Source organism: Proteiniborus sp. MB09-C3, from assembly GCF_030263895.1.
Taxonomy (GTDB): domain Bacteria; phylum Bacillota; class Clostridia; order Tissierellales; family Proteiniboraceae; genus Proteiniborus.
Map to the genome: position 1 here is coordinate 3,765,313 of NZ_CP127161.1, position 25,620 is coordinate 3,790,932.

General features: G+C 33.8%; 28 protein-coding genes, 1 tRNA gene and 1 riboswitch. Of the genes, 3 read left to right on the plus strand and 26 right to left on the minus strand.

Annotated elements, in window-relative coordinates; genetic code table 11:
• Window positions 1–11 precede the first annotated feature (11 nt).
• From QO263_RS18400 to metK, 22 genes are all read right to left on the minus strand, one after another.
• The gene (locus QO263_RS18400) at window positions 12–890 is read right to left on the minus strand and encodes a class I SAM-dependent methyltransferase (protein ID WP_285624688.1); all 879 of its coding nucleotides are present in this window, start codon (window positions 888–890) and stop codon (window positions 12–14) included.
• Between the two features lie 23 nt (window positions 891–913).
• A complete protein-coding gene (locus QO263_RS18405) occupies window positions 914–2,083 on the minus strand; it encodes an acylneuraminate cytidylyltransferase (RefSeq protein WP_285624691.1) in 1,170 nt (389 codons plus the stop codon).
• Between the two features lies 1 nt (window position 2,084).
• Window positions 2,085–2,951: an N-acetylneuraminate synthase family protein gene (locus QO263_RS18410; RefSeq protein WP_285624693.1), complete on the minus strand. Its 867-nt coding sequence runs from the start codon at window positions 2,949–2,951 to the stop codon at window positions 2,085–2,087.
• Window positions 2,952–3,072: 121 nt separating this feature from the next.
• On the minus strand, window positions 3,073–4,935 hold the full coding sequence (locus QO263_RS18415) for a motility associated factor glycosyltransferase family protein (protein ID WP_285624696.1): 1,863 nt from the start codon (window positions 4,933–4,935) through the stop codon (window positions 3,073–3,075).
• A 1-nt stretch (window position 4,936) separates the two neighbouring features.
• Window positions 4,937–5,548, minus strand: a complete 612-nt coding sequence (locus QO263_RS18420; protein ID WP_285624698.1) for a DUF8042 domain-containing protein — start codon at window positions 5,546–5,548, stop codon at window positions 4,937–4,939.
• A gap of 217 nt (window positions 5,549–5,765) precedes the next feature.
• The gene (gene hag, locus QO263_RS18425; protein WP_285624700.1) at window positions 5,766–6,611 is read right to left on the minus strand and encodes a flagellin Hag; all 846 of its coding nucleotides are present in this window, start codon (window positions 6,609–6,611) and stop codon (window positions 5,766–5,768) included.
• A gap of 245 nt (window positions 6,612–6,856) precedes the next feature.
• Window positions 6,857–7,093, minus strand: a complete 237-nt coding sequence (gene csrA / locus QO263_RS18430) for a carbon storage regulator CsrA (protein ID WP_285624702.1) — start codon at window positions 7,091–7,093, stop codon at window positions 6,857–6,859.
• 3 nt (window positions 7,094–7,096) lie between these two features.
• The gene (fliW, locus tag QO263_RS18435; protein ID WP_285624704.1) at window positions 7,097–7,549 is read right to left on the minus strand and encodes a flagellar assembly protein FliW; all 453 of its coding nucleotides are present in this window, start codon (window positions 7,547–7,549) and stop codon (window positions 7,097–7,099) included.
• Window positions 7,550–7,679: 130 nt separating this feature from the next.
• The gene (locus QO263_RS18440) at window positions 7,680–8,231 is read right to left on the minus strand and encodes a DUF6470 family protein (protein WP_285624706.1); all 552 of its coding nucleotides are present in this window, start codon (window positions 8,229–8,231) and stop codon (window positions 7,680–7,682) included.
• Window positions 8,232–8,366: 135 nt separating this feature from the next.
• The gene (gene flgL, locus QO263_RS18445; protein WP_285624708.1) at window positions 8,367–9,323 is read right to left on the minus strand and encodes a flagellar hook-associated protein FlgL; all 957 of its coding nucleotides are present in this window, start codon (window positions 9,321–9,323) and stop codon (window positions 8,367–8,369) included.
• Window positions 9,324–9,441: 118 nt separating this feature from the next.
• A complete protein-coding gene (gene flgK / locus QO263_RS18450) occupies window positions 9,442–10,914 on the minus strand; it encodes a flagellar hook-associated protein FlgK (RefSeq protein ID WP_285624711.1) in 1,473 nt (490 codons plus the stop codon).
• A gap of 104 nt (window positions 10,915–11,018) precedes the next feature.
• Window positions 11,019–12,470 carry a flagellar hook-associated protein FlgK gene (gene flgK / locus QO263_RS18455; RefSeq protein ID WP_285624714.1) on the minus strand — a complete coding sequence of 484 codons (1,452 nt, stop codon included), beginning with the start codon at window positions 12,468–12,470 and terminating at the stop codon, window positions 11,019–11,021.
• A gap of 16 nt (window positions 12,471–12,486) precedes the next feature.
• Window positions 12,487–12,987, minus strand: a complete 501-nt coding sequence (locus QO263_RS18460; RefSeq protein WP_285624716.1) for a flagellar protein FlgN — start codon at window positions 12,985–12,987, stop codon at window positions 12,487–12,489.
• A gap of 16 nt (window positions 12,988–13,003) precedes the next feature.
• On the minus strand, window positions 13,004–13,297 hold the full coding sequence (flgM, locus tag QO263_RS18465; protein WP_285624719.1) for a flagellar biosynthesis anti-sigma factor FlgM: 294 nt from the start codon (window positions 13,295–13,297) through the stop codon (window positions 13,004–13,006).
• A gap of 71 nt (window positions 13,298–13,368) precedes the next feature.
• Window positions 13,369–13,782, minus strand: coding sequence for a TIGR03826 family flagellar region protein (locus QO263_RS18470; RefSeq protein ID WP_285624720.1), 414 nt, complete (start codon window positions 13,780–13,782; stop codon window positions 13,369–13,371).
• 117 nt (window positions 13,783–13,899) lie between these two features.
• Window positions 13,900–14,649: a ComF family protein gene (locus tag QO263_RS18475; protein WP_285624723.1), complete on the minus strand. Its 750-nt coding sequence runs from the start codon at window positions 14,647–14,649 to the stop codon at window positions 13,900–13,902.
• 148 nt (window positions 14,650–14,797) lie between these two features.
• On the minus strand, window positions 14,798–17,029 hold the full coding sequence (gene recD2, locus QO263_RS18480; protein ID WP_285624725.1) for an SF1B family DNA helicase RecD2: 2,232 nt from the start codon (window positions 17,027–17,029) through the stop codon (window positions 14,798–14,800).
• Window positions 17,030–17,173: 144 nt separating this feature from the next.
• On the minus strand, window positions 17,174–17,779 hold the full coding sequence (locus QO263_RS18485) for a hypothetical protein (RefSeq protein WP_285624728.1): 606 nt from the start codon (window positions 17,777–17,779) through the stop codon (window positions 17,174–17,176).
• Window positions 17,780–17,998: 219 nt separating this feature from the next.
• Window positions 17,999–18,142 (minus strand): YvrJ family protein, encoded by a 144-nt coding sequence (locus QO263_RS18490; protein ID WP_285624731.1) that lies wholly within the window; start codon window positions 18,140–18,142, stop codon window positions 17,999–18,001.
• A 206-nt stretch (window positions 18,143–18,348) separates the two neighbouring features.
• Window positions 18,349–18,567 carry a DUF2922 domain-containing protein gene (locus QO263_RS18495; RefSeq protein ID WP_285624733.1) on the minus strand — a complete coding sequence of 73 codons (219 nt, stop codon included), beginning with the start codon at window positions 18,565–18,567 and terminating at the stop codon, window positions 18,349–18,351.
• A gap of 59 nt (window positions 18,568–18,626) precedes the next feature.
• A complete protein-coding gene (locus tag QO263_RS18500) occupies window positions 18,627–18,851 on the minus strand; it encodes a DUF1659 domain-containing protein (protein ID WP_285624735.1) in 225 nt (74 codons plus the stop codon).
• Between the two features lie 254 nt (window positions 18,852–19,105).
• A complete protein-coding gene (gene metK / locus QO263_RS18505; RefSeq protein ID WP_285624737.1) occupies window positions 19,106–20,293 on the minus strand; it encodes a methionine adenosyltransferase in 1,188 nt (395 codons plus the stop codon).
• An 88-nt stretch (window positions 20,294–20,381) separates the two neighbouring features.
• Window positions 20,382–20,488, minus strand: a riboswitch (SAM riboswitch).
• A gap of 263 nt (window positions 20,489–20,751) precedes the next feature.
• Between metK and QO263_RS18510 the strand changes: the two genes are divergently transcribed.
• Window positions 20,752–20,828: transfer RNA gene (locus QO263_RS18510), tRNA-Pro, on the plus strand.
• 496 nt (window positions 20,829–21,324) lie between these two features.
• Window positions 21,325–21,993, plus strand: coding sequence for a class I SAM-dependent methyltransferase (locus QO263_RS18515; protein ID WP_285624739.1), 669 nt, complete (start codon window positions 21,325–21,327; stop codon window positions 21,991–21,993).
• A gap of 97 nt (window positions 21,994–22,090) precedes the next feature.
• Here QO263_RS18515 and QO263_RS18520 read toward each other — a convergent pair whose 3' ends face one another.
• The 4 genes from QO263_RS18520 to QO263_RS18535 all read right to left on the minus strand — a co-directional run bounded on the left by QO263_RS18520 (window position 22,091) and on the right by QO263_RS18535 (window position 24,995).
• Window positions 22,091–22,222 (minus strand): FeoB-associated Cys-rich membrane protein, encoded by a 132-nt coding sequence (locus tag QO263_RS18520; RefSeq protein WP_285624741.1) that lies wholly within the window; start codon window positions 22,220–22,222, stop codon window positions 22,091–22,093.
• A gap of 106 nt (window positions 22,223–22,328) precedes the next feature.
• Window positions 22,329–24,473, minus strand: a complete 2,145-nt coding sequence (feoB, locus tag QO263_RS18525) for a ferrous iron transport protein B (RefSeq protein ID WP_285624744.1) — start codon at window positions 24,471–24,473, stop codon at window positions 22,329–22,331.
• Window positions 24,474–24,550: 77 nt separating this feature from the next.
• A complete protein-coding gene (locus tag QO263_RS18530) occupies window positions 24,551–24,772 on the minus strand; it encodes a FeoA family protein (protein WP_285624747.1) in 222 nt (73 codons plus the stop codon).
• Between the two features lie 13 nt (window positions 24,773–24,785).
• The gene (locus QO263_RS18535; protein ID WP_285624750.1) at window positions 24,786–24,995 is read right to left on the minus strand and encodes a FeoA family protein; all 210 of its coding nucleotides are present in this window, start codon (window positions 24,993–24,995) and stop codon (window positions 24,786–24,788) included.
• Between the two features lie 154 nt (window positions 24,996–25,149).
• Here QO263_RS18535 and QO263_RS18540 point away from each other — a divergent pair, with 154 nt between their 5' ends.
• Entirely contained in the window at window positions 25,150–25,548 is a 399-nt protein-coding gene (locus QO263_RS18540; RefSeq protein WP_285624753.1) for a metal-dependent transcriptional regulator, read from the plus strand.
• The last annotated feature ends 72 nt before the right edge of the window (window positions 25,549–25,620 follow it).

Below are 25,620 nucleotides of genomic sequence, written 5' to 3' on the forward strand. Positions count from 1 at the left end.
CATTTGTTTTTCTATTTGCAATATGCAATTAAAGTATCACAACTTAGTTCAGTAACTAATCTTTCTCTATAAAAATCTTCTACCCATTCGAGGGTATCTAACTTCCTGTTTTCTAGTTCAGGTTTTCCTTTTATAATCCAATTCAATGCATTATATAAATCATATCTCTGAATCCCTTTAAATTCATAAATTAGCCATCCAGATGTTTTAAGTAATTTCTCAAGAGATTCCTTATTAAAATAAGTAATATGAGCTCGTTGGAAATAAAAGTCATAATAGGTTTCAGATATATTCAACATATGATCATCAAAATTTGGTACTTCTATTATTAAGAGTCCATCTTTTTTTAGCATTTTTCTTATTTTCTTTAAAAATTCTTCAGGTTCACTAATATGTTCCAAAACATGCAATAAAAATATTACATCATACTTCTCATAAAAAGATTTTGGCAAATCTTCATTTATTAAATTAACATTAAATATTTTACATCCTAAATTAGTTGTTCCATATTCACGTCTAATATCACTTATCTCTATTCCTTGAATACTATACCCATGCATCTCCATATATTTGATAAAAAATCCATACCCACATCCAACTTCAAGCATGTCATCAGTTCTTTTTAATTTATTCTGAAAAGCTGCTAATCGTCTTCTGCTTTCTATAGTTGATCTCTCTTTTATACTGTTCATATCTATACTTTTAAAAGTATCTATAGCTTGACTATCCTTATCGTAGTATTTTTTATCCTCTATTATTGACGGTCTTGGATAAATCTGAACTTGTCCACAACTGGAGCATTTAACAACCTTATGCTGATTACTATCCCTTAAATTATCCTTTATAATTTTTGATTTAGATGACCCACACATTATACAATTAAATAGCAATTCTATCACCTTCCCGTATTAGCCTACCTATATTTAATAATCAAATCAGCTACTTCTCTTAGAGCTCCTTGTCCACCTTTTACTGAAGTAATATATTTTGAATTTTCTTTAACAATACTTATTGCATCAGCAACACAACAACCTAATCCTACTATTTTTATAGAATCTAAATCGTTAATATCGTCACCTAGATATGCAATCTCTTCTAATTTTAAGTTATGCTTTTTTGCTATTTCTCTAACCAATGGCGCTTTTTCTTTTATTCCCATATAGATTTCATCAATTCCGAGTTTTTCAGCTCTTCTTTTTACTAAATCAACCTTTTCTCCAGTAATTATTACAGTCTTGATTCCCACTTCTCTTAACAATTGAACACCCATACCATCTTTAGTGTTAAATCTTTTTAGCTCATCTCCTACTTCAGAATAATACATTCCACCATCTGTTAAAACACCATCACTATCTGTAATAAGAAGCTTAATATTCTTAAATACTTGTTTTAATTTGAAATAGTCATTCTTTTTCTTTCTTTCCAATAATTTTTCAACTATTATCCAATCACTAAGTTCATCTATTTCAAAATAGCTATCTTCGTCCATTTCTACTATTCCTATGTTACCAGATATTCTATTTTTAGATTTTAGCAAGCTTTCCTTACTAGTTATATAAAAGGCACCATTCTCTACAAGAAAGCCTTCAAAACTTTGTCTCATTGGTCTATTCATATAGTTATAGTTAACAGGATAATATTCTTTTTCATTTCTCGACCAAATAAATCTTTTCTGTCTAACTACTGAAAGAACACTATCAAATTTATTTTCTAGCACCATTTTAAATCCGTTCTCTAGATCTTCAATCTGTAACAATGGTGACGTAGCTTGAATTAATACAATATTTACAAAGTCATATTTTGAGGCAAATTCTAGCATAGCAGACTCTGTAGTAGAGTTATCTCTAGCAGTAGACTCATCACGATCAATTACTATTATTTTTTCAGAATTATATGATTCAACAACATCTTTTATACTCTGACTATCAGTAGATACAAATACTTTATCTATATACTTACAACTTGTAGCCATATCTAATACCCAATAAACTAAAGGTCGACCATTAATGGGCTTAATATTCTTTAATGGAATTGATTTACTACCACCTCTCAATGGTATAAAAGCAACATTTCTATATTTCATCTTATTTCCCCTTATACTTTAATTTTTTCCTTTGTACTTTTTCTATATCTAATATTTCTTCACTTTTATAAGATAGTGCGCTTGATACATTATCCAAGTTAATCACCAATTTTCTCATATCATCAGGTTCTAAAGAAGCTGCATGATCTGTCCCTTTCCAAGTTCTATCTAGTGTATAATGTCTTTCTATATATTCAGCTCCTAGAGTAAAAGCTGATATATCAACAGATGTACCTAAATGGTGCCCTGAAAAGCCAATAGCTTTAACTATACTTTTATATCTTTCATTCAAATTATTTATTTCTAAAAGGCATATATCTTCATATGGAACTGGGTATCCCGATGTACAGTTATACAGTATAATATCTTTATTTCTTGATTTTTCAATAGCCATATTAATTAATTTTTCTAACTCTATACTTGTAGTCATGCCTGTAGATATATGTATTTCTCCTTTATAATGCTTGAATAAATAGTCTAACATTTCAAAATGTGTATTCATAGCAGATGGAATTTTAATAAATTTAGGGTTCAAGGAAGCTATTTCCTTTGCTGACGTCATATCCCATACAGAAGTACTATATATTACTCCGTATTCCTCACATAATTCCTTAAGTTCTCTGTGTTGCTCTAATGTAAACTCTAAAAACTCCCTATGCTCACCATAAGTTTTACCATATGAATTAGCTGGATTTGGATGTGGAGTATTATATTCTTCTTCTGATAATAACTCTCTATTATTTCTTTTTTGAAATTTAATAGCATCTACTTTACAGTATAATGCAGCTATCTTAATCATTTCTTTAGCTATATTCATATCTCCTTTATGATTACATCCTATTTCTGCTATTATTATTGGTTTATTCATATAATTTTTACCTCCCCAAGTTTTTACATATTTTAAAATATTCTTTTTTATATTTTTATGTATTGATTCTACTAACTCTATATCTAAATTAACTTTAAATGTTTTTTAATAATCATTTAAACTAGCTATCTAATTTAAAACTATCTATAGCTTTCTTCATCTCGGTATATACATCATAAATGGTTTCTATATCCTCTTTACACTTGTCCATAAACTGCCTAAAGCTATTTGAAATTCGTTCACCTTTTAAAGCCTTATCTTTTTCTTCATTCAAGCCATCTATGCTATCTGCTAAAGTTTTATAGCTTACTCTGTTCATAGGTAGAATAAAAGTTTGAAAGAACTTGTTTTTCTCTACCTTACTTAAAACTCTATCTAGCTTTACGTACATTTTTTCAGCTTGATTAAAATTCCTATTTTTAGTAAATGTATCTATACTCTCTAAGATTCTATAGTATTCTTTTATTATTTTAGATGTTTCTTGATACTCTCTATCCATTTTCTTAGACTGTGATAACAAATGGTCTTCACTATAACTATTTTTTTGAAAGACTAGCCAGTTTTCTTCTACTATACTTTCTTTTAGATATTCTCTTATTATTTCTTCTAGTTCTATAAAAGTAGTTCCTTCTATATGAGCTCCACCTTTAGTACTATTTATAACCTTTGTGTTTTCAAAACTTCCTATATATAATTCCATTTGTTGTCTCATCCTATTGAATCCTTCATCTGTCAGTACTTCATTACCATATACATCTTTTGTCCATATACCTTTTTTAATTTCTTCTTCAGTTACATCGGTACTATAGTCAATCCCTTCAGAATGCCTTTTTTTATCTCTATAAGCTAAGTTTTGACCAGCAAGTATTATAGTACTAAAGCCTAATTTATATAAAAGCTGCAATGTAACTACAGCAATAGATGGAGCATCAAATACAAAATCTATACTTGTATTCTCTTCAGCTTTTAAATAATAAGCTGCTATAGTATCCTGACTGGTTAGCATATGGTATTTGTCACCTTTATAATTTTCTAATGTCTCATAGCCTACACTTGAACCAAATATCATAGGTATATTCGCTATACCCATTTCCTTAACCTTTTCAAATACTATTTGATTTCTTTCTGTAGGGTCATATGTACAAGCCGCATCAGGGTATATTTTGTTATGGATCAAAGTATTTATAGCTGAACCTACGCTAAATATATAGGCTAACTTATTTTCTTTAATATATCGTATATTCTCTATTTCTTCGTTTAATGAAGGGCCTGCTGCAACTAGCAAAGCAGTTTTACCTTTAAACTGTCCTCTTTTCTCTATAAGTATATTAGGTGTAAATAAAACTTCATTAAAATTCTTCATGCTGTTTAGTATCCAGCGCTTTTGAAAAGCATGCTCTGTTAAAATACCACTTTTTTTATTTTTAGCTACTTCTCTGTAAATACTTAAGAAGTTTTTATAATCTTCTTCAAACAAATTTTTATGCTGAGGAAGTACAACCATGACAGTTTTACCAGTTGATTTGCTTAAGTATTTATTTAGGAAATTATATATGTTTTCTTTATCTGTTCCAGTAACCATACCCTTCAGTTTCTTTGATGGAAGGTCTTTTATATCTTTATTCGATAAATAAGCATATAATATTTCTGGTACAGGTTCATATATATAGTAACTCACATCTGTATACTTTTCTAAGAATATGTCTATATGGTATCCCAATCCAGTACCATAAAATATTACACTACTATTCGGCTGAATAACCTTATATTCTTCTATAATTGCTTCGGCTTCCCTAATAGGGTTATATTTACTATGTAAATATATGCTTTTATTTTCTTTTTTTATTGATAAAGTTTTATGTCCGTTTTTTGTATCTTCTATTTTTATATACTCTTCGTCTATATTATTTTCTATTTCTTTTAATTTCGACAGAGTTGTAGGAAAAAGCTCTTTCAATATTACTATATTGTCAACCAATAGCATACTAATTATCCCCCTTAGAGACCAATCCTTCTAGTTTTTCTTTCATTCCATTAAATAATGGAGTTAATTCATAAGATAGTATATCTGCTATAGAGATTAAGTCTTGATTTCTAAGTATTTCTTCTAATTCTTCAATTAGTTCTTGAAGTGTATATATATCTTTAGCATAGTAATTCCAATCTTCATAACTAGATACTATATCCTTCAATCTTTCATTTGTATCTATAGAAGCAAATGAATCTATAATCCATGCAATACCTTCTAAAAGGTCTGAAAATTTATCCCAGGATTGCTCAGTTGGAGTTTTGTAGAATTCATTCGAAAGAATATTTAACTCTGGAATAGCCCTATTAAAATAATCTATTGTCGTAATCATTATATTTTCTGCTAATTCCTTCAGTGTACTAGATACTACATTAACTTCTCTTATGCTTCTAATGTTATCTAAAAAATAATCATGATAATCTTCGTATATTTCTAAGTCATCTATTACTAAATGACTAAAATAATAGTCTGATTTTTCTAATATACTATCTATTTTTTGAAATAAGCCATCTATAATGCTCTTATCATTGCTATATTCTAATACCTTATCTAATATGTAAACCTTCATCTTCTACCTCCAAATTTATTGTCTTTTAGACAATCTTCTTAAGTATTATCGACAAATAGTAGAAAAATCTTAAATCTTTGCATGCAAAAAGAGCTAGGAAATTTTTCCCTAACTCTTTTATGCTTATCTTTATTTAAGCTTAAGACCCTTCTTCACTTCGTTCATCAGGGTAAGCGATTCACTCAATTTTAGAAAAGCACTAAAATTGGTTCACTGCTTATCTTAATAATTGAAGTACTCCTTGCGGAGCTTGGTTTGCCTGCGCTAGCATGGCCTGAGCTGCTTGTTGTAGAATGTTTTGTTTAGTGAATTCTACCATTTCTTTAGCCATGTCTGTATCTCTAATTCTTGCTTCTGCTGATTGTAGGTTTTCAGCAGCATTGTCTAAATTCTTGATAGTGTATTCAAGTCTGTTTTGGTTAGCACCTAATCTAGAACGTAAACTAGAAACTTGACCTATAGCATCATCCACCATTTTAAGCTCAGCATCAATAGACCCTGAAGCTGTTAAAGATGTAACATCAAGACCACTTACTCCTAAATCACTAGCTGATACCCCTTTGCCTCCTGATGTTTGTATAGCTAATTTCATTGTTTGTCCGCTGTTAGCACCTATTTGAAAAACTCCAATGCCACTATTAAAATCTCCATTTAGTAGTTGCTTACCATTGAATTGAGTACGGTCTGCTATACCAGTTAATTCTTTATTTAATTCTTTTATTTCGTCTTGAATTGCACTAATATCTTCGTCTTGTAATGTTCCTGCATTACCAGCTTTAACTACTAGTTCTCTCATTCTCTTAAGAATGTTATGGGTTTCAGTTAATGCACCTTCAGCTGTTTGAATTAATGATATAGCATCTTGTGAGTTAGCTGATGCTTGATTTAATCCTCTGATTTGGTTTCTCATCTTTTCAGAGATTGATAGACCAGCTGCGTCATCTCCAGCTCTGTTAATTTTTAATCCTGATGATAATTTTTCCATTGATTTTGCTTGGTATCCAGTTGTGATACCCAATTGTCTGTGAGTATTAACTGCCATTAAGTTGTTATTAATTCTCATTTAATATTCCTCCTTGAATTATGTTTTTGATTTGGCATCCCTGCCATGTTCAGTAAGATCCTTCGACTTCGTCTCAGGATGACATTTTTGTGTTAACTCTGGCCAGAGTTATAAACTTTTAATTTTGTCTTCACATTATTTATCGGACAAACAGTTTAAAAACTTTAGCGTTTTTACAAATTATTTTTTTCTGATTTGATTTATTTATCTCCAGTGAAATAGTTAATATGAATTGTGAATGTTTGCTAAAATTTAGACTTTTTCAGCAAATCTTCTAGTACTGATAAGTCTATTGATTTAGGCTGTGCAGCATACTTATTTTCAGCCTTGATGTTTTCATATATCTCTTTTCTATGTATATCTATATTCTTTGGTGCATTTATACCCAATTTTACTTTGCCATCCTCTATTCCCACTACAATTATTTCTATATTGTTATTTATGACTATACTCTCATTAGTTTTTCTGGTAAGTATTAGCATGTGCTATTCCTCCTTACCTTTAGCTTTTGCATTTTCTAAAATATAATGCTTAGTTGTGTATCTATTGTCATCTAATACTATTTGCTTTCCTAGCTTTTCTCTTGTATTTATGATAATAGGGCCTGCCAGATTTGCTGTCATCTTGGTAATATCTTCTGGTATAACTACTACAGAATAAACTAAAACATCTTTTTCATCTTTTATATTTAGTTTTTCTAGAATATGCTCTGGTATGTTGAACTCATAGTCTTCTTTAAATAAAAACGGGTTTGTAATTATAAATGCCAGCTCTGGTTGTTCTACTGATTGGAGCCACTTGAATGGTATATCCATATCTGGATTAGCTATTATGATAAATCTTTCAAGATCGTCAAAGCCTGGAATACCATCTTTGAAGTTGATTATGTTTTTTTCGTCTATTTCTATTTCGTTGAAGTCTCTTGTTAATAGCTTCATTGTTTAACCTCCTCATTTTGGGATTCTTCGCTAGCGCTCAGAATGACATTATTGTTATGATATTCTTTGCTATTGTTTAGAATAGCATACTCATCTTTAAAGCAATTTGGGAATGGCTATTAGCCATTCCCTATGCTTTATTATCTATGTATCTAATTTCTGTTTTTGGATATTGCTTCATATATATGTCCACTTTGCCTGGTCTATAGTCTGCCTCTGGTCTTCTCGGTGTATAGCTATGCTCTACTCCACCCAGCTGCCATTGTATATTTAAATATCCTGTTACATCTATTTTAGGCCTGCTAGTTGGTATGAGAGCAAAGTCAAATTCATGCTGCTTTGGCATAGAATTTTTGAAGGCTATTTCGGGTATAGCTTCAGGCATTTTTCTTTGTATCATAGCCATTCTGTTACCATCATCTACTATTCTAGCTATGCCTTCTAAGGCTTGCTGTCTACCTAGCTGTGCATATTCAGCAGCTACCTGAGACCAAGGCTTTCTTCCTGCTTCTGCAAAAGGTTGAGACTGATCTATAAGTACTTTAGGCAATTTCCTGTCTATTATCATCTGTGGCTTTATTTGCCTTATAGATTGTTCTCCCTTAGGCTGTCTCATGTCTAAATATGCATTTGTGGTTTCGATGCCTATTTGGCCTTTTACTGTTGTTATGCTTAGTGGCATTTTATCACCTCGAGATTCTTCACTATCGTTCAGAATGACAATATAAGATTCTTCGCTAACGTTCAGAATGACAACATAAGATTCTTTGCTAATGCTCAGAATGACTTGTGTTATTGATAAGCAATGGCCTTCCTACTATCTTAAGAAATCTACTAGACTAGGCTGGATAATTCTTGCTCCTGCTGACATAGATGCTAGATATACGCTTTCTGCCATTTTAAAGTTCATAATTACCTCTGCTAAGTCTGCATCCTCATTTTCTGATAGCAGTCTTTTAAAGTTTACGGCATCTGAGTCTAGTCTTTTTTGAGTCATTTCCAGTCTATTAGTCTTAGCTCCTATTTCGGCTTTTACTTCAAGTGTATTGCTAATTGAAGCATCTATAGTGCCTAAGCTATTACTTAATGCAGTAAAATCTTCATCTTCCAAATATTGCTCTATTTCTTCAAACATTTTTACAAGATAAGAATCATCTCCAGTACTCGCAGAAGCTGCACCATAGTCAGGAGTAGTTCCTACACCGAAAACTCTCATTCCTACTACATTTACATCAATATTTTCAGAAACTCCAACATTATAAGAAGATATTTCATTATTTTTCAATGTTTGATTTGGTTCTGAAGGGTCATTTTTAAGATAATATTTACCATTTTCATCTAGTAAAGGTCTATCTGTCTTAAACCCTGTAAATATTGATCTACCTGCATGTGTTGTGTTAGCAACTTGAACCACTTGATTTTTTAGTTCTGTTATTTCTTTTTTTATCATTTCCAGGTCTTCTTTATTTTTTGTACCATTTGCTGCATCTTCTGCAAGATATCTTGTTCTATTGAGCACTTCTCCAAGATGGGTTAGTGCATCCTCTGTAGTATACATCCAAGCAACAGCATCTCTCAGATTATTCTTATACTGTTCTATTTTTGATTGATCTGTATATAGCTTTAAGCTCTTTGATACTCCTATAGGATTATCTGAAGGAACTTGAAATAATTTACCTGATTGATATTGAGTTTGAAGCTTTTCCATTCTTCTTAAGTTTTTATTTAAGTTACCCATCATGTTTCTTACAAGCATACTGTTTGTTATTCTCAATTTATTCACCTCTTTTTATGGACGCCTGAGGCGCTCCTACTGTACTACTATAAATGCGAGATTCTTCGCTGACGCTCAGAATGACAACTTTAATTAATTCTCAATCCTCAATTCTCTTCTATCTTCCCACTAATCCCAATCTGTTTACAGTTATGTCATATAGTGCATCTAATGTACTTATCATCTTTGCTGATGCTGTATATGTTTTCATAAACCTAACCATATCTGCCATTTCTTCATCTGGGTCTACTGAAGATACTGAATCTATTCTTGTTTCAACACTTCCTACTATAAGTGCTTGGTTATCCTTCATTCTTATTGCGTATTGGCTAGATACCCCTAGGGTAGATATTATAGATGTTGCATAGTCCTCAGGTGTTCCTTGGGAATATGTGCTTCCACTAAAGAAAGTCTTACTTTCTCTTAGTTTTATGAGCTCTAATATGTTTTTATTGTTCTCAATGCCATTAGGATCAGTTGGTAAAGAAGGATCATCTGGGTTTCGACCTGCCGCTATGTTATCTAAGCTATCTTTTATCGACTGTGCTATAGATATGTTATCAGCCCTAATGTCTCCACCGCCTAGTGCTTCAAAGAAGTCTCCTCCTGCAACACCATTAGCATTGTAACCTTCTTTATGTACCTTATTTATTTGTTCAGCGAATATTTTAGCAAACTCATCAAGTCTCTTTACATAATATGGTATGCCACCATATTCACCATTTACTCCAGTCCCATCTCTTACATCTAGTAATCCTTTAAGCTCTCCACTTTTCAAAGCTACCTTATTTCCATTTTCCCATTCAACTTGTGCCAGTTCTTCACCTGTTATTTCGCTAACCTCTGTTCTTGGTGGATGTTTTAGCTTACTAAGGTTTGAATGCTCTACTAGAGAGGCTCCTCCTATAGATACCTTGTACTTTCCGTCTTGTTCGCTTACCTGCACATTTACTATCTTGGATAGTTCACTTACTAGTAAATCTCTCTGGTCCCTTAAATCATTAGCCTTGTTTCCATCTAGCTCAAGCCTGTATATTTGCTCATTTAAGTTTTTTATTTGAGAGCCTATATCATTTACCTTCTTGATTTGAGCACCTATCTGATAATTCGTATCCTTTTCAAGATTATATAGCTTAGTAGCAGTTTCATTAAGATGGTTTGTCATAGCTACAGCCTTTTCTCTAACTGCTACTCTATAGGAATCATCACCAGGATTTTTACTTAAGTCTTCTAAGGCGCCAAAGAATTGGTCCACATATTTGCTTAAGCCTTCTTCCCCATTTTCCTTTAAGATATGCTCTATATCCACTAAAGTGTTTCGCTTTATTTCCCATTCGCCTAAAGGTGCATTTTCTGTCCTAAACTTATAATCTAGATATGAATCCCGCACTCTTTCTACTGATGTTATATTAGTACCTGTCCCCACAAAGCCAATACCTGGCAAGCGATGTGGTGATGTAGCGTTTTGTGTAGCTACCTGTCTTGAGTAGCCTTCTGCATTTGCATTTGCTATATTGTGATTTGTAACATATAATCTTCTTTGACTAGCAAGTAGTCCTGAAACTGCTGTATTAAAACCTAACCAACTCATTTAGTCACCTCATTCGATTCATAATTCTTTTAAATACTAGATCCTTCGCTAGCGCTCAGGATGACAACTCTCCGTTTTCTATTCTCAGTTTCAAATTGTTATTCCTATCTTCCCACTATCCCCATCTTGTTTACTATTTGTTCAATCATCTCATCTATGGCATTTATTAACCTTGCATTTGCATTGTATGCATGTTGGAATTTAATCATTTCAGTCATTTCTTCGTCTAAGGAAACCCCTGACAATGAACTCCTTCTATCGTCAATTTGGTTTACTACCATTTCATGTGCATTGCTCATAGTTATAGCTTCATTGCCAGCTATACCAAAGTCAGTAATTATATCTCTATAGAAATTATCAGGATTTGTTTTACCGTCATTGAATATTCCGGTATATCTCAATTTTGCTATAGCTTCTGCTATTTTACCATCTCCAATATCTCCTGACTCTGAAGCTGCTATTTCATCTAATGAATCTAAGACATCATTTAACTTTATATTTCCTGCCCAATGTTCATTACTTGGATCTTGTTTAACAAAAAAGTCTATTCCTGTGTTTCCAGTAAGTGTCTTTCCTGTACTGTGTATTTCATTAATGGCCTCTGATAACCCTTTGACATACTCATCCAGCTGTTTTTTCATAGTAGGTATTATATATTTATATTCAGTTGTATCTGTTATTTCAGACTCCTGACCATAGTATCCTCTAGCATATAATAAACCTATCAATTCTCCGCTTTTTAAATCTCTTTCTGGTAAAAGCTCTTCGCCTGTATCCTTCCAAAATACATCTACAAAAGGACTTCCATTATTTTTAGCCTCAATTTCTCTATGTATGCCATCTGACACAATATGTGCGCCGCCAACGGCTACATTAATGGCTCCATTGTTGCTTGTATAGTAATCAACCTTTACTATCTGAGATAATCTATCTAAATAACCGTTTCTAGTGTCTCTATAGTCATTTGCAGTAACTCCCATGGCTTCCGCAGACATTATTTTAGTATTTAATTCAGCTATGCCATTTGTCAGATAGTTAACTTCATCTACTATATTTTTTATATTATTATCTAGATTAAACTGTAAGGATTCTAGCTGTGTGTACATATGATTTACTGAGCCTACAAACTCTATGGCTCTTTCTCTCAAAAGTCCTCTAGCAGTTTGACTACCAGGAGTTTTATACACTTCCTCCCATGAGCCCCAAAACTTATCCATCAAGCCTTGCATTGCATCTTCCGAAAGCTCTCGAACTATACCTTCTACTTGATCGAAAACATTGGACCTTGAAACCCAGTACCCAAGCTCTGAAGCTTCTTTCCTGACCTTTGTATCTAAAAATTCATCTCTTATCTGTCTAATCTGCTGAACATCTACCCCTGTTCCAATATAATTAGTTAAACTAATTCTAGAGTACCTTGAATCGGCGTGTAACGCCTGCTGTCTTACATACAAAGGGTTGTCTGAGTTTGCTATATTATGTGAAATTGTATCTAGGGATCTTTTATTTGCATATAATCCCGATATTCCAATGGATAATCCTCTAAAAGAAGACATTTAATCTCCTGCCTTTCTATGCTTTAGTATCAAATAAGCTGATTTTTTGTGAAGTCTGCTCCTTCTGAACCTTATTATTATATATTCCTCGATCTGATGTATTTGTCAAAAGGTTAATATTCACTTCTATATACTCTAGAGTGTCTTTAATGAGCAAACTATTTAAATCATTTTTTTCTTTTAAGGAATTAAGCACCTTAGAAAACTTTTTAGTAATGCTCTCTATTTCCTGCTTTATTCCATCAGAATTGTCAATATGATTTAATAAATCCGTTACAGTCGAATCTTCTTTGATGCCTAAATGTTTGTGAATATTATTAATTACCTTTTCTCTTCTTTCTTCAAGCTGTCCTAGTTTTAATATAAGGCTGTTCTCCACTTGTGTAATATTATCTAAATCATTAATTCTTCCACTCGTAATAATCTCTGTTTTTTTTACTGTCAATTCATGCATTTCTTCATATACCTTTAATTCATCTAATAAAACATCCTTTAGTTCTTCCGTGAGGACTTTCATCAAATCACCGCCTGTCCTATGCTTTTTTATCGAAGCTTACATTTTCTAATATTTTTTCAGCAATCTTACCTGCATCTATTACATATGTTCCTGTTCGAATCTGCTCTTTAATAGCTTCTACCTTTTCTTTTCTTATATCTGGAACATTTTTTATTGCATTCATAGCAATCTGATAATCTTTGGCAGTATCCGATAAACTAAGCTGGTCGTTTTTACTTACTTTATTAGCCTTAGAAGATTCTTTGCTAATTTCCTGCTTTCTATAAGCCTGCATTATTTTATTTATGTTATTGTTATTGAAAATTTTCATAAAAACACCCCATTCATATCCGTCATCTAAATATATTATCGGTAGGAATGGGGTATAACTTTAATTTTTTATTATTTTTTGCGTCTTTCAGCAATATACATCCTATCGCTACTCTTTCCTAGGTCTTTTCTAGATCCAGGAATATTGCCTGATACTGCACCTCTAAACTCTCTCTCCATTTCAGAAATGCATTTGTTGCAGAATTTTCCCGTTTTAATAGGTGCCCCACATCTTTCACAGTCTAATATTAAATTCGGGCTGCTATCTGTTATTTCCAGCTTACCTTCTCTTAAAAATTTCAATATTTTCTTTGTATCTACACCAGTTACCTCTGATACCGTCTGAATATCGGCACCTGGATTATCGTAAAGGAAATCTTTAACTGCTTTAAATTCTTCTACATCACTATTTCTGCATATTGGGCACAAATCAAAACTATCGTTCGCAAAAATTCTATTACATTTTTTACAGTTTTTTATATTCATATGTTTCACCCCCGAACAACAAATAAATTCTCTGCTACGTCTTTAAGAATAGTTTTCGATACTTTATGATAAAATCCTTCTTTTTCTTACCTAATTTTTAGGATTGATAATTTAGTCCTATAAATGTCTTCCTGTAGCAATGGTAAGCACTATTATTTCCGCCGCACCACTTTCTATGAGAGTTCTCGAACATTCATTTACTGTAGCGCCTGTAGTGAATATATCGTCAACTAAAAGAATCCTTTTTTCTTTAAATACCCTGTTATTCTTGGTTTTAAAAGCCCCTTTTATATTTTGCTGTCTTTCATATCTATCTAGCTTGTTTTGTATTTTAGTGGCTCTTATTCTTATGAGATTGTTATTGTCTAGTGGTACATCTAGCTTTGATGAGATGTATCTAGCTAAAAGCTCGGATTGGTTGTAGCCTCTTTCTGCTTTCCTAGATCTGTGAAGAGGCACTGGAACTATAAGGTCGATATGGCCTATATTTTCTTTTTCTAACTCATATAGCATTAGCTCACCAAAGGATTTGTACATATATGGCTTTGATTCATATTTGAACCTGTAGATAGCCTTTCTTAAAATCCCTGAAAACTCCAAGGGAGAAATGGCTCTTGTAAAATAAAACGTCTTATTTGCACAATAGCTGCATCTGTCTGAGATATTTCCCTCATAGGTAGGCTTGCCGCAGGTAGAGCATTTATCCTCGTTAATGAAGGAAAGCTTGTCCCTGCAATCACTGCATAGATGATCTTCCTTTACGTCCTCATCATAATGGTCGCAGTAAAAGCATACTCCTTCTTCTGGAAACAAGAGATCTAATGCAGAATTGTATAATTTCTTTAGTAGGTTTTCTTTGTTAGACATGACAACCTCCATAAACTTAAATCCATCGCTAGTAGATCCTTCGTGAGTAAGGTTTATACTGTCAGTCTCAGGATGACAAAATACTTGTCGGCTTATATGGTCCATCTCAGGATGACAATTCTCAATTATAAAACAGCCAATAGCCGTTTTACTCCCTCATCATCATGTCGAAGACTTTCAAAAGTCTTTTATCAAGACCTGAGTACCTTTTTAATATTCTATTATTATTTATCATCATATGCATATATTTTTCCATGCCTACTAATACTACTAACTCTTTTGCTCTTGTAATAGCTGTATATAGCAGATTTCTTGTAAGAAGCATAGGAGGCCCCCAGCATACTGGCATGATCACTACAGGAAATTCACTTCCTTGGCTTTTATGGATTGTTGTAGCATAGGCAAGTCTTAGCTCATCAAGCTGATTAAAGCTATATATTACTTCCTTATTATCGTCAAATAGTACTGTAAGCTCGCTTTCCTCTTCATCAATAGCAGTTATAAATCCAAAATCTCCATTAAAAACTCCTTCACCTTCAGTAATGCTTCCATCCTTTTCCTCAAGAATCCATTTAGTCTTATAATTGTTCTTTATCTGCATTACCTTATCCCCTACTCTAAACAGCATGTCTCCAGATTTCTTTTCTGCTTTTAGGTGATGCTTAGGATTTAATGCTTGCTGGAGCTTTTCATTTAATGCATTTACACCTGCATCTCCTTTTTTCATAGATGTAAGTATCTGAATATCTCTAGCTGGATCGTATCCGTTAAATTTAGGCAGTCTCTCTTGGCTTAGTTCAATTATTGTATCTACTATGCTTTCAGAGCTTAATCTAGTCATAAAGAAGAAATCCTTATCCTTTACATTTAGGTATGGAGCTTCCCCTTTATTGATTCTATGTGCATTTACTACTATCATACTTTCTCTTGCCTGTCTAAAAATCTCGTCTAGCTTTACTACTTTAACAATTTTACTATTTATAATATCCCTAAGAACATTTCCTGCCCCTACTGATGGCAGCTGATCTGTATCACCTACTAATATTAGTCTGGTTCCCGGCAGTATTGCCTTTGTAAGATTGTTCATTAGAAGTATATCTACCATTGACATCTCGTCTATAATGACAACATCAGCTTCTATTGGAGTTCCTTCATCTTTTGCAAAGTCCATTCCAAGCTCATCATCTACAAAGCCATATTCCAGAAGTCTATGGATGGTCTTGGCTTCTTTTCCCGATGCTTCACTCATTCTTTTAGCTGCTCTTCCAGTTGGTGCAGCCAATGTAACTGTAAGGCCCTTCTTTTCAAAAAGCTTTATAATGCTATTAATAGTAGTAGTCTTTCCGGTACCTGGCCCCCCTGTAACTACTAATAGTCCATTTTCTATGGCCTGTCTTATGGCTTCCTTCTGCTTTTCTGCAAATTTTATATTATCCTCTTCTTCAATATCTTCTATGACTCTATTTAAATCTATATCAAGGCTCTTTACCTCTGATCTCGATAGCTCAATTATTTTTTTACATACATTAGTCTCCGCAAAATAAAATGGCATATAGTATACGCATATTTCATCTCCATCTAGTCTTTCTAGCTGTATTTCCTGCTTTATGGCTAGACTTTTTATTCCATCAGCTACTAGTTCCCTTTCAACATTTAGCAGCTCTGATGTCAGCCTTATTAAGAGCTCCTGCGGTGCATAGGTATGGCCTTCTGCCGAAAACTCCATTAGCCTAAATTTAATTCCAGCATTTATTCTATATGGTGATCTAAAATCTACTCCCATGCTTTGAGCTATTTTATCTGCCATTTTAAAGCCTATACCAACTATATCCTCTGATAATCTGTAAGGATTTTCTTTTATTTTTATTATGGCTTCATTTCCATATTTTTTATATATTCTTATACCATAATTAGGTCCTATGCCGTAGTTTTGAAGGAATATCATTATATCTCTCAGTTCTCTTTGTTCAATAAATGCCTCTGCAATCTTTTCAATCTTTTTTTCTCCTAAGCCTGGGATTTCTTTTAGTCTATCCGGATTGTATTGCAGAATATCTAATGAATCTAAACCAAATTTTTCAGCTATTTTTTCTGCTGTCTTAGGTCCTATGCCTGGAATGAGGCCAGAAGAGAGATATTTGACTATACCATTTAATGTGGCAGGTACTACTGTAGAATATGTATCTACCTTTAGCTGTTGACCATAATTGACATGATACGTCCACTCTCCCTGCACATTAAGAGTTTCTCCTAAGCTAATAATAGGTATATATCCTACAATAGTGACTACATCATCGTCAGTTTCTAGTATTGCGATGGTGTAGCCATTAGATTCATTATGAAATATGATTTCTTCGATAGTTCCTTGAAGAGTTACCATTGCAAGTACCCCCAGTAAGTTTAATTAAAAATGGATCACGTTCTCCATCAAAATCTTATTATAATAAGCTCATGTAGATTTGCTAAAAATGCATAGTAATAATTTTACTATCACTTAGCTATCGTATAGATATCTCTACATTAATTATACACTAGAATGAGAAGACTTCAACAAGTTAATCTTGATATCCATCAATTCATTCCTGAGTGCAGCAATATCTCCTTTTGTTGCAGGCTTACTTAATTCGCTATAAAATCCTTGACCTTCCATAATAGTCACCCCAGTTCTTTTACAATAAGCATCCTTCACAATATGTGCATTTCTTATATTTCTTCTTGCAGACTCCATTCCTTGTAGTACTTCTATGTAAAGCTCTTTATCTAGAGAAATATATATCCTGTTATTTTTCTTAATAATATCTTTTATAAAACCTATATTGAAATATCCAAGAGAGCCGTCATTTTTGGATATGGGCTTTCTGACCTTTAGCGGTACAAATATATTATCCTTATTAAAGGGTAAAGGAACTATGTTTGCTGAACCAATAAGCTTTCCATAGTATTGCCTTGTAGAGCTAAGGTCAATCATAAAATGTTTTGCTAGTAATGTTATAAATGTTTTGATGCTTTTATTTATGTATTTTTCATCTTGATTTTTGGTGATTACCTTTGTGGAATTGCCTTCCATATCTATATACAATGGTAAAATAGCTATAATCTCGTTTGAAACTAGTTCTTCTACACTTATCATTTTCTTCAACTCCTTTCTTACATAGCAGGTTGACTTGAAAGTCAGCCTCAGTTTCTGTTCGTAGGACAATATTGAAAGTGTTCTGTGAACCAACCTATTTTTATATTATTATATCCGAACGTACGTTCTGTGTCAATAGATGGAATAAATTTGTGGTTAAGTAAAAGATTAAATTCCAGTTGGTAAGACTAAGGCTTTGGCTGGCATGGAAGCCAGCCTCTACTTCTTAGCAGCTATAACCTTTGAAAGCTCTGTTATACTTTCAGTTAGCTTGTTCAGCTTTCCTTCTATCCGTACAAGCAAATATACTGATACGGCAATTGGAAAACCTAAATTGGCTATTTGAGAGTAAACCTCTTCCATGATAATGCCTCCTTTCGCAAAATAAATAATAATTGTCATACTGAGTGCAGTCGAAGTATCTCTCATAATTTGGTGATAGTTTAATTGCTGCTTAACCATTGTGTATAAGCTTCTTCGTTTTACTCAAGATGACAAGAAAACTTCATGATAATACTAAGTCGGGAACAATCCTTAGTTTGCCCCCGACTTAGTTTGCTGGTTTCTAATTATAGTACTATCTCTTCTACATCTGTGCTTACTATTCTTGCTGACACTACTGAAACTAAATCACCATCTGCTGTTTCAAATATATTCGCCGCTACTATATTTTCCATAGCAGTCTTGATATCTGCCTCAGCAACATCTTCTTTTGGATTGTCTAGAGATAATTTGCTTGTTTTATCTTTTTGGTTTTTGAAAACCATCTCAAGTCTTTTCTTAGCCATGAATTTCACCTCCTTTTTCTATTGATTTAGATGTGTCTCCAGTTAAGGAGACACGTCTACTACTCTTGTTGAAGATCAATTTCGTCTACTCTTTTTATACCTATAAGAGGCATTTCTTGTAGACCTGCTAGTGATTCTGCTACTGAGAAAAGATTATCGTTAACAGCGTCAGTTTTTACCTTAGAAAAGGTTTTAGACTTTACTACTGGGTTTCCTTTCTCATTAAGACCACCATCAAGTTGAAGCTTTAATTTTGTTTCCTTGATAACAGCGTTAACTGCCATGTTTCCACCTCCTTTCTTTTTGGAGTCATGGAATGTAGCTTCATGTCCCCAATCAATGTCATTTTGAGAAGCTCTTCTCTGTGTTCTACCGGTAATCTAATAATAACTGATATATTAAAAAGCTTTAAATCGGGAGTTAGGGTAAAGTCATTGATTAATTGAGAATGGAAAATGAAAAATAGATTAAAAATAATAAGGAGAAGTCAAAAGTCCTTTGATGACTTTTGTACTTCTCCTTAAGTTTAAAAATTATTTTATTTTCCTAAGCCTTCTTTTCTAAGTATATCAACTTTATCTGTTTTCTCCCATGGAAGATCTAAATCAGTTCTTCCAAAGTGGCCATATGCTGCTACTTGCCTATATAGTGGTCTCCTTAAATCTAAGTTTTTAATAATGGCCGCTGGTCTTAAATCAAAATGTTTACTGATAAGTTCTTCAATTTTGCTCTCTTCAATCTTATTTGTTCCAAATGTATCTACTAGTATAGAAATAGGCTTTGCAACGCCTATTGCATAGGCAAGCTGAACTTCACATTTATCTGCAAGTCCAGCTGCTACCACATTCTTAGCAACATATCTTGCAGCATAAGCAGCAGAACGATCTACCTTTGTTGGATCTTTTCCTGAAAATGCTCCACCGCCATGTCTAGCATATCCTCCATAGGTGTCTACTATTATTTTTCTGCCTGTAAGTCCTGCATCTCCCTGAGGTCCACCTACAACAAATCTGCCTGTAGGATTTATATAGTATTTGGTGTTCTCATCTATTAGGCTTGAAGGAACTATTTTTGATATTATATGCTCCTTAATATCTTTTTCTATAGTTTTCAGTTCAACTTCTGGACTATGCTGTGTAGATATTACTATGGCAGCTACTCTGGCCGGTTTATTATCGTGGTACTCTATAGTAACCTGAGTTTTCCCATCTGGTCTCAAGTAATCAAGAGTTCCATTTTTTCTAACCTCAGATAATCTTATTGCCAGCTTATGAGCTAATGATATTGGAAGTGGCATCAGCTCAGGAGTTTCATTACAAGCAAACCCAAACATTATACCCTGATCTCCAGCTCCAGTGACGTCAAGCTCGTCTGTTTTTTGACCTCTATGCTCGAAAGCCTCGTTTACTCCCATTGCAATATCTGGTGACTGCTCATCTATTGATGTCAATACTGCGCATGTGTCGCAGTCAAAACCGTATTTCGCCCTTGTATAGCCTATATCCTCAATAGTCTTTCTAACTACTTTTGGTATATCTACATAGCAATTAGTTGTTATTTCTCCAGCTACAAGAACAAGGCCTGTTGTAACCGATGTCTCACAAGCAACTCTTGCATCAGGATCTCTTTCCAGTATAGCATCCAATATAGAATCTGATATTTGATCACATATTTTATCTGGATGCCCTTCTGTAACAGATTCTGAAGTAAAAAACCATTTTTTCATCCTAAGCCCTCCATATATTTTAATAATTTTATTATTTACATTCCATAATAAAAAAACCTCTTCGAAAAGAAGAGGAAGTATTCTTAAAACCTCATCTTTCAGAACTTACATTCTGTAGGATTTAGCACCTGATAACAAATGTTACTGGTTGCTGGGCTTCAACGGGCCTATTCCCTCCACCACTCTTAATAAGGCAAACTATATTCAATTTTTTTCATCAAAGAAATATTATCACATGTAGTTTTTTATGTCAATAATTCTTTTACCCATAATAGTAGAGACATAAACTATCTTTTACATTACTTATCTCTAATATACAGATAATATTAAGCTACACATTGAGATATTAAGATTATGTAACCTTATTGTCAAATAAAGCTTATAATAAACCTATAAGGCACAAATATAGTATTGCGTTTATATGATTCATAGTCTATAATAAAAAGGTAACATTTTTGCGGGGTGTAGCGCAGTTTGGTAGCGCACGTGGTTTGGGACCATGGGGCCGGGGGTTCGAGTCCCTCCACCCCGACCAAAAATAATGGCAATTATAGATGTCATGGGCTTTCTCGCCCATGACATTCGTCTTTTTTAGGGTCTTTAACCCTAAAAAATCTCATCAGAAAAAAGCTCAATTTCGTGGATATCATTCCCACTTCATGATTACACCCTATGTAGTGGTGTAATCAAAATTTATATCAATTCAAATATCATATCAAGGAGTTGCATCTAACTTTCGCCTAACCATTTTAGACAACTATTGTATAATTGGAAAATATTTGTTAAAATTATCATTAATGGCGATATTCACAGTTAATATCAGCAAAAATCTATTGTTTTATGACATTGTGATGCTGTAACTACTTTGTTGATTAGGACTTCCAAAGCTTTATTTCAACATAATTTACCAGTAGTGAGCTAAAAACACAATAGTTACAGATTGTTAACTCTGAGATAATCGTAATCCAGTCTTAGCTCAGAGAAGAATATATATTTGATTCTAATTTACAATGAGGAGAGGAATAAGAAACATGAGCAATTACTATGGCGAAAAGTTAAATTCTCAAAAGCTGTTTCAGGTGTATGAAACCCAAATTCCACGTATTAAGCAGTACTTACAAGCGGAGATAGATTTTGCCAAGAAAAACCTATCAAAAACACAAAGAGTTTTGGAGCTTGGAGCCGGATATGGTCGGATTGTTAGGGAATTGGCTCCCCACTGCGGCTCTATAGTCGGGATGGATATCTCGGAGAAAAGCGTTGAGTTAGGCAAGGCATATCTCAAAGACTATCCCAACGCGAGCATGGTTGTGATGGATGTTCACAATATGGAATTTTCTAAGCCCTTTGATATCATTTTTTGTCTGCAAAACGGGTTGTCTGCCATGCGTGCTGATTCCACCGTCATTCACAAAATTCTTGAGACATTGGTACCAGGAGGAACGGCCTATTTCAGCAGCTACAGTGCTAAATTTTGGGATTTCCGCCTTAAATGGTTTGAAGAACAGGCCGCTAAAGGGCTTTTGGGGGAAATTGACTATGCCAAAACCCAAAATGGCGTGATTATTTGCAAGGATGGCTTCAGGGCGATTATCCATTCACCCGCGGATTTTCAAAAAATCGGTGAGGAGTCGGGCTACCCCTATCAGGTGCAAGAGGTAGATGAGTCCAGCGTGTTTCTTATTATCCATAAAAACTAATCAAGCAGAAAGAGAAGTCGATCGATGTTACAGTTGGCTTCTTTTTTTAATGAGTAAATATTACAGGGTGCATATAAAACATATGCACCCTGTATTGTTATTTATGACATTCAGAATTTGACGAACATCCGCTGCAGCAGGAACTGCATTTTTTCCTATGTTTGTAGGTATAATAGCTGACACCTACAAATGCTGCTCCTATTAAAATACCAATAATAGCTGTTGCCATAATTCAATCCTCCTTTTACAATAAAACCTCATGACCTAAATACTCTATAGTCTTTAATATAATCGATCTATTTGTTTAAAATATAAAGCTTATTCTAAAAATATCTTTATGCTTTCACTGCTTTTTTAAAAGTTTTTGATGTAGAATCAGTATCCCTATAGGGCCTAAATAGCAGATACAGCATTAATGCAACCATCATAAAGGCAACCACTGTACCTATATTAAATCCATTTCCAGTAAAGAACATTCCTAGCTGATATACCATTAAAGAAACTGCATAAGCAAATCCAGTTTGATAACCAACTGCAATAAGTGTCCACTTTGCATTTCCCATCTCACGTCTAATAGCACCAATTGCTGCAAAGCATGGAGCACATAGTAAATTAAATATTAAAAATGAGAAAGCAGACAGTTGTGTAAATGCCTGCTGTAGCAATGGCCAAATTTCAACACCATCTTCTGCTACTTCAGCAAATCCAAAAAGAATACCAAAAGTACCCACAACATTTTCCTTTGCAACAAGTCCTGTAAATGTAGCTACTGTTGAGCGCCAATCTCCAAATCCTAAAGGTGCAAATATAGGAGCAATGACTCTTCCAATGGAAGCTAAGATTGACTCTGATGTATCAACCATCTCAATTGACCAGCTAAATGAGCTTAAGAACCAAATAACTACACTTGAAAGAAATATAATAGTTCCAGCTTTTTTAATAAAGGATTTTCCCCTGTCCCACATATGAATCAACACTCCCTTGATTCCAGGAACATGATATGAAGGCAGCTCCATTACAAATGGAGCAGGATCTCCTGCAAATCCTTTTGTTTTCTTTAAAATAATACCTGAAATAATTATTGCAGCAACACCAATAAAGTAAGCTGATGGTCCAACCCAGACCGCCCCTGGCATCAATGCCCCTGCGATTAAAGCAATAATTGGAAGCTTTGCAGAGCATGGAATAAAAGTTGTGGTTATAATAGTCATCTTTCTATCACGTTCATTTTCAATTGTCCTTGAAGCCATAATGCCTGGAACACCACAACCTGTACCAATTAGCATAGGAATAAAGGATTTACCCGAAAGACCAAACTTTCTGAAAATCCTATCCATTATAAAGGCAATACGTGCCATGTATCCACAGTCTTCAAGAATTGCAAGGAACAAGAATAAAACAAGTATCTGAGGTACAAAGCCTAGTACGGCACCAACTCCAGCAATAATACCATCAAGTATTAAAGAATTAAGCCATTCTGCAGTGCCTATGGATGCTAAAAAGTTTTCAACAGCAGAAGGAACTATTTCTCCGAATAACATTTCATTTGTCCAGTCAGTCATCCAGGTTCCCACAGTAGATACTGAAACATAGTATACTAAAAACATAACTGCAGCAAATATAGGAAGCGCCAAAAATCGGTTAGTAACTACTCTATCAATTTTATCAGAGGTAGTCATATTAGTACTTCTCTTCTTCTTTACACATTCTTTAACAATGCCACTTATATAGGTATACCGTTCATTTGTTATAATGCTTTCGCTGTCATCATCAAGCTCTGTTTCACACTGTACTATGATTTTCTCAATAGAATTCATAGCAGAGTCTAAAAGATTAATCTGCTCTATTGCCTTTTCATCACGTTCAAAAAGCTTTATGGCATACCAGTTAAGATTGCTGTTGTCTACTTTTTCTGAAAAAATATCCTTAATTGAACTAAGCGCTTGTTCTACATCCTTAGAAAATGAATGCTTTGGTACTGGTTTATTCTTAGACTTTGCTAAAGCTATAGCTTTTTCAGCCACTTCTATACAGCCTTCGCCTTTCAATGCTGATGTTTGAACTATCTCGCAGCCAAGCTGTTTTGAAAGCTTTTTAATATCAATCTCATCACCATTCTTACGCAAAACATCCATCATATTCAGTGCAACTATGACAGGAATACCAATCTCTAAAAGTTGAGTAGTCAAGTACAGGTTTCGTTCAATATTAGTACTATCAACAATATTAATAATAGCATCTGGAGCATCGTTTAATAAATAGTTTCTAGAAACTACTTCTTCAAGAGTATAGGGTGAAAGAGAGTATATACCAGGTAAATCAATGATTTCCACATCTTTATTTCCTTTCAATCTCCCTCCCTTTTTTTCAACGGTTACACCAGGCCAATTGCCCACATATTGTGAGCTTCCTGTAAGAGTATTAAACATCGTAGTCTTGCCACTGTTTGGATTCCCCGCAAGAGCTATTCTTAAATTCATATACTATTCCTCCTTTAACAAGTTAGTTACGACTAACTTCATGTTCTAAAATATGCAGTCCCTAGGACTGCTTAAATTTATTGTACTTCAATCATTTCTGCATCGGCTTTACGCAGACTAAGCTCGTAGCCACGAACATTTACTTCAATGGGGTCTCCTAAAGGTGCATACTTACGAACCATAATCTTAACACCTTTTGTGATTCCCATATCCATAATCCTACGTTTTACAGCTCCTTCTCCATGGAGCTTTACAACAGTAACAGTTTCTCCACATTTAACTGAATTCAATGTGTTCATGTCTTTGTCCTCCTTATACCATAATTCTATTAGCCATGACTTTATCAAGCGCCACACGAGTATTTTTGACATTTAAAATCACGTTCCCTGCAAGCTCAGAAACAATAGTAACATCTGCGCCCTCCACAAATCCGAGGCTAGCCAGGAATTTACGTACATCATCTTTTCCTACAATTTTCTTAATAAAGTTAGTTTCTCCTATTGCAGCCATAGTAAGTGGCATCATAATTCCTCCTATTAGTTAGCCTAGACTAACCTTTAATTTAAATTTAGTCTATCACCCTGTTTATAATTTGTCAATAGAGTTTTTCGCTTTTTTGTTGATTTAATTAAAGTTTTCTGTTAACATGAACGTAGGATTTGGAGGTGTGATTTTATTGAAAATTCAAGAATCTGCTGAAAACTACCTTGAGACAATTTTGATGCTCAAAAATAGAATTGGTCAGGTCCGTTCTATAGATATAGTTAATGAGCTAAACTTTTCTAAACCTAGTGTGAGCAACGCAATGAAACAGTTTCGTGAAAATGGATATGTTACTATTGATAAAAAGGGATTTATTACTTTAACAGAATCTGGTCTAGAAATTGCTGAGCGGATATACGAACGCCACAGCCTGCTGACAGAATGGCTTGTAGCACTTGGTGTCAGCAAGGAAACTGCTCTAGAGGATGCATGTAGGATTGAACATCATATTAGTCAAGAGAGCTTTGAAAAAATCAAAGTACATTGTGAAAAATGCATTTTATCTAATAATTGCAAGAAAAATGATAATTGATTACTTGATCGCTTCCACCATATAATTTCAACACTGCTGGGTACCCCCAGCAGTTCTTTTCTATATTCTCAT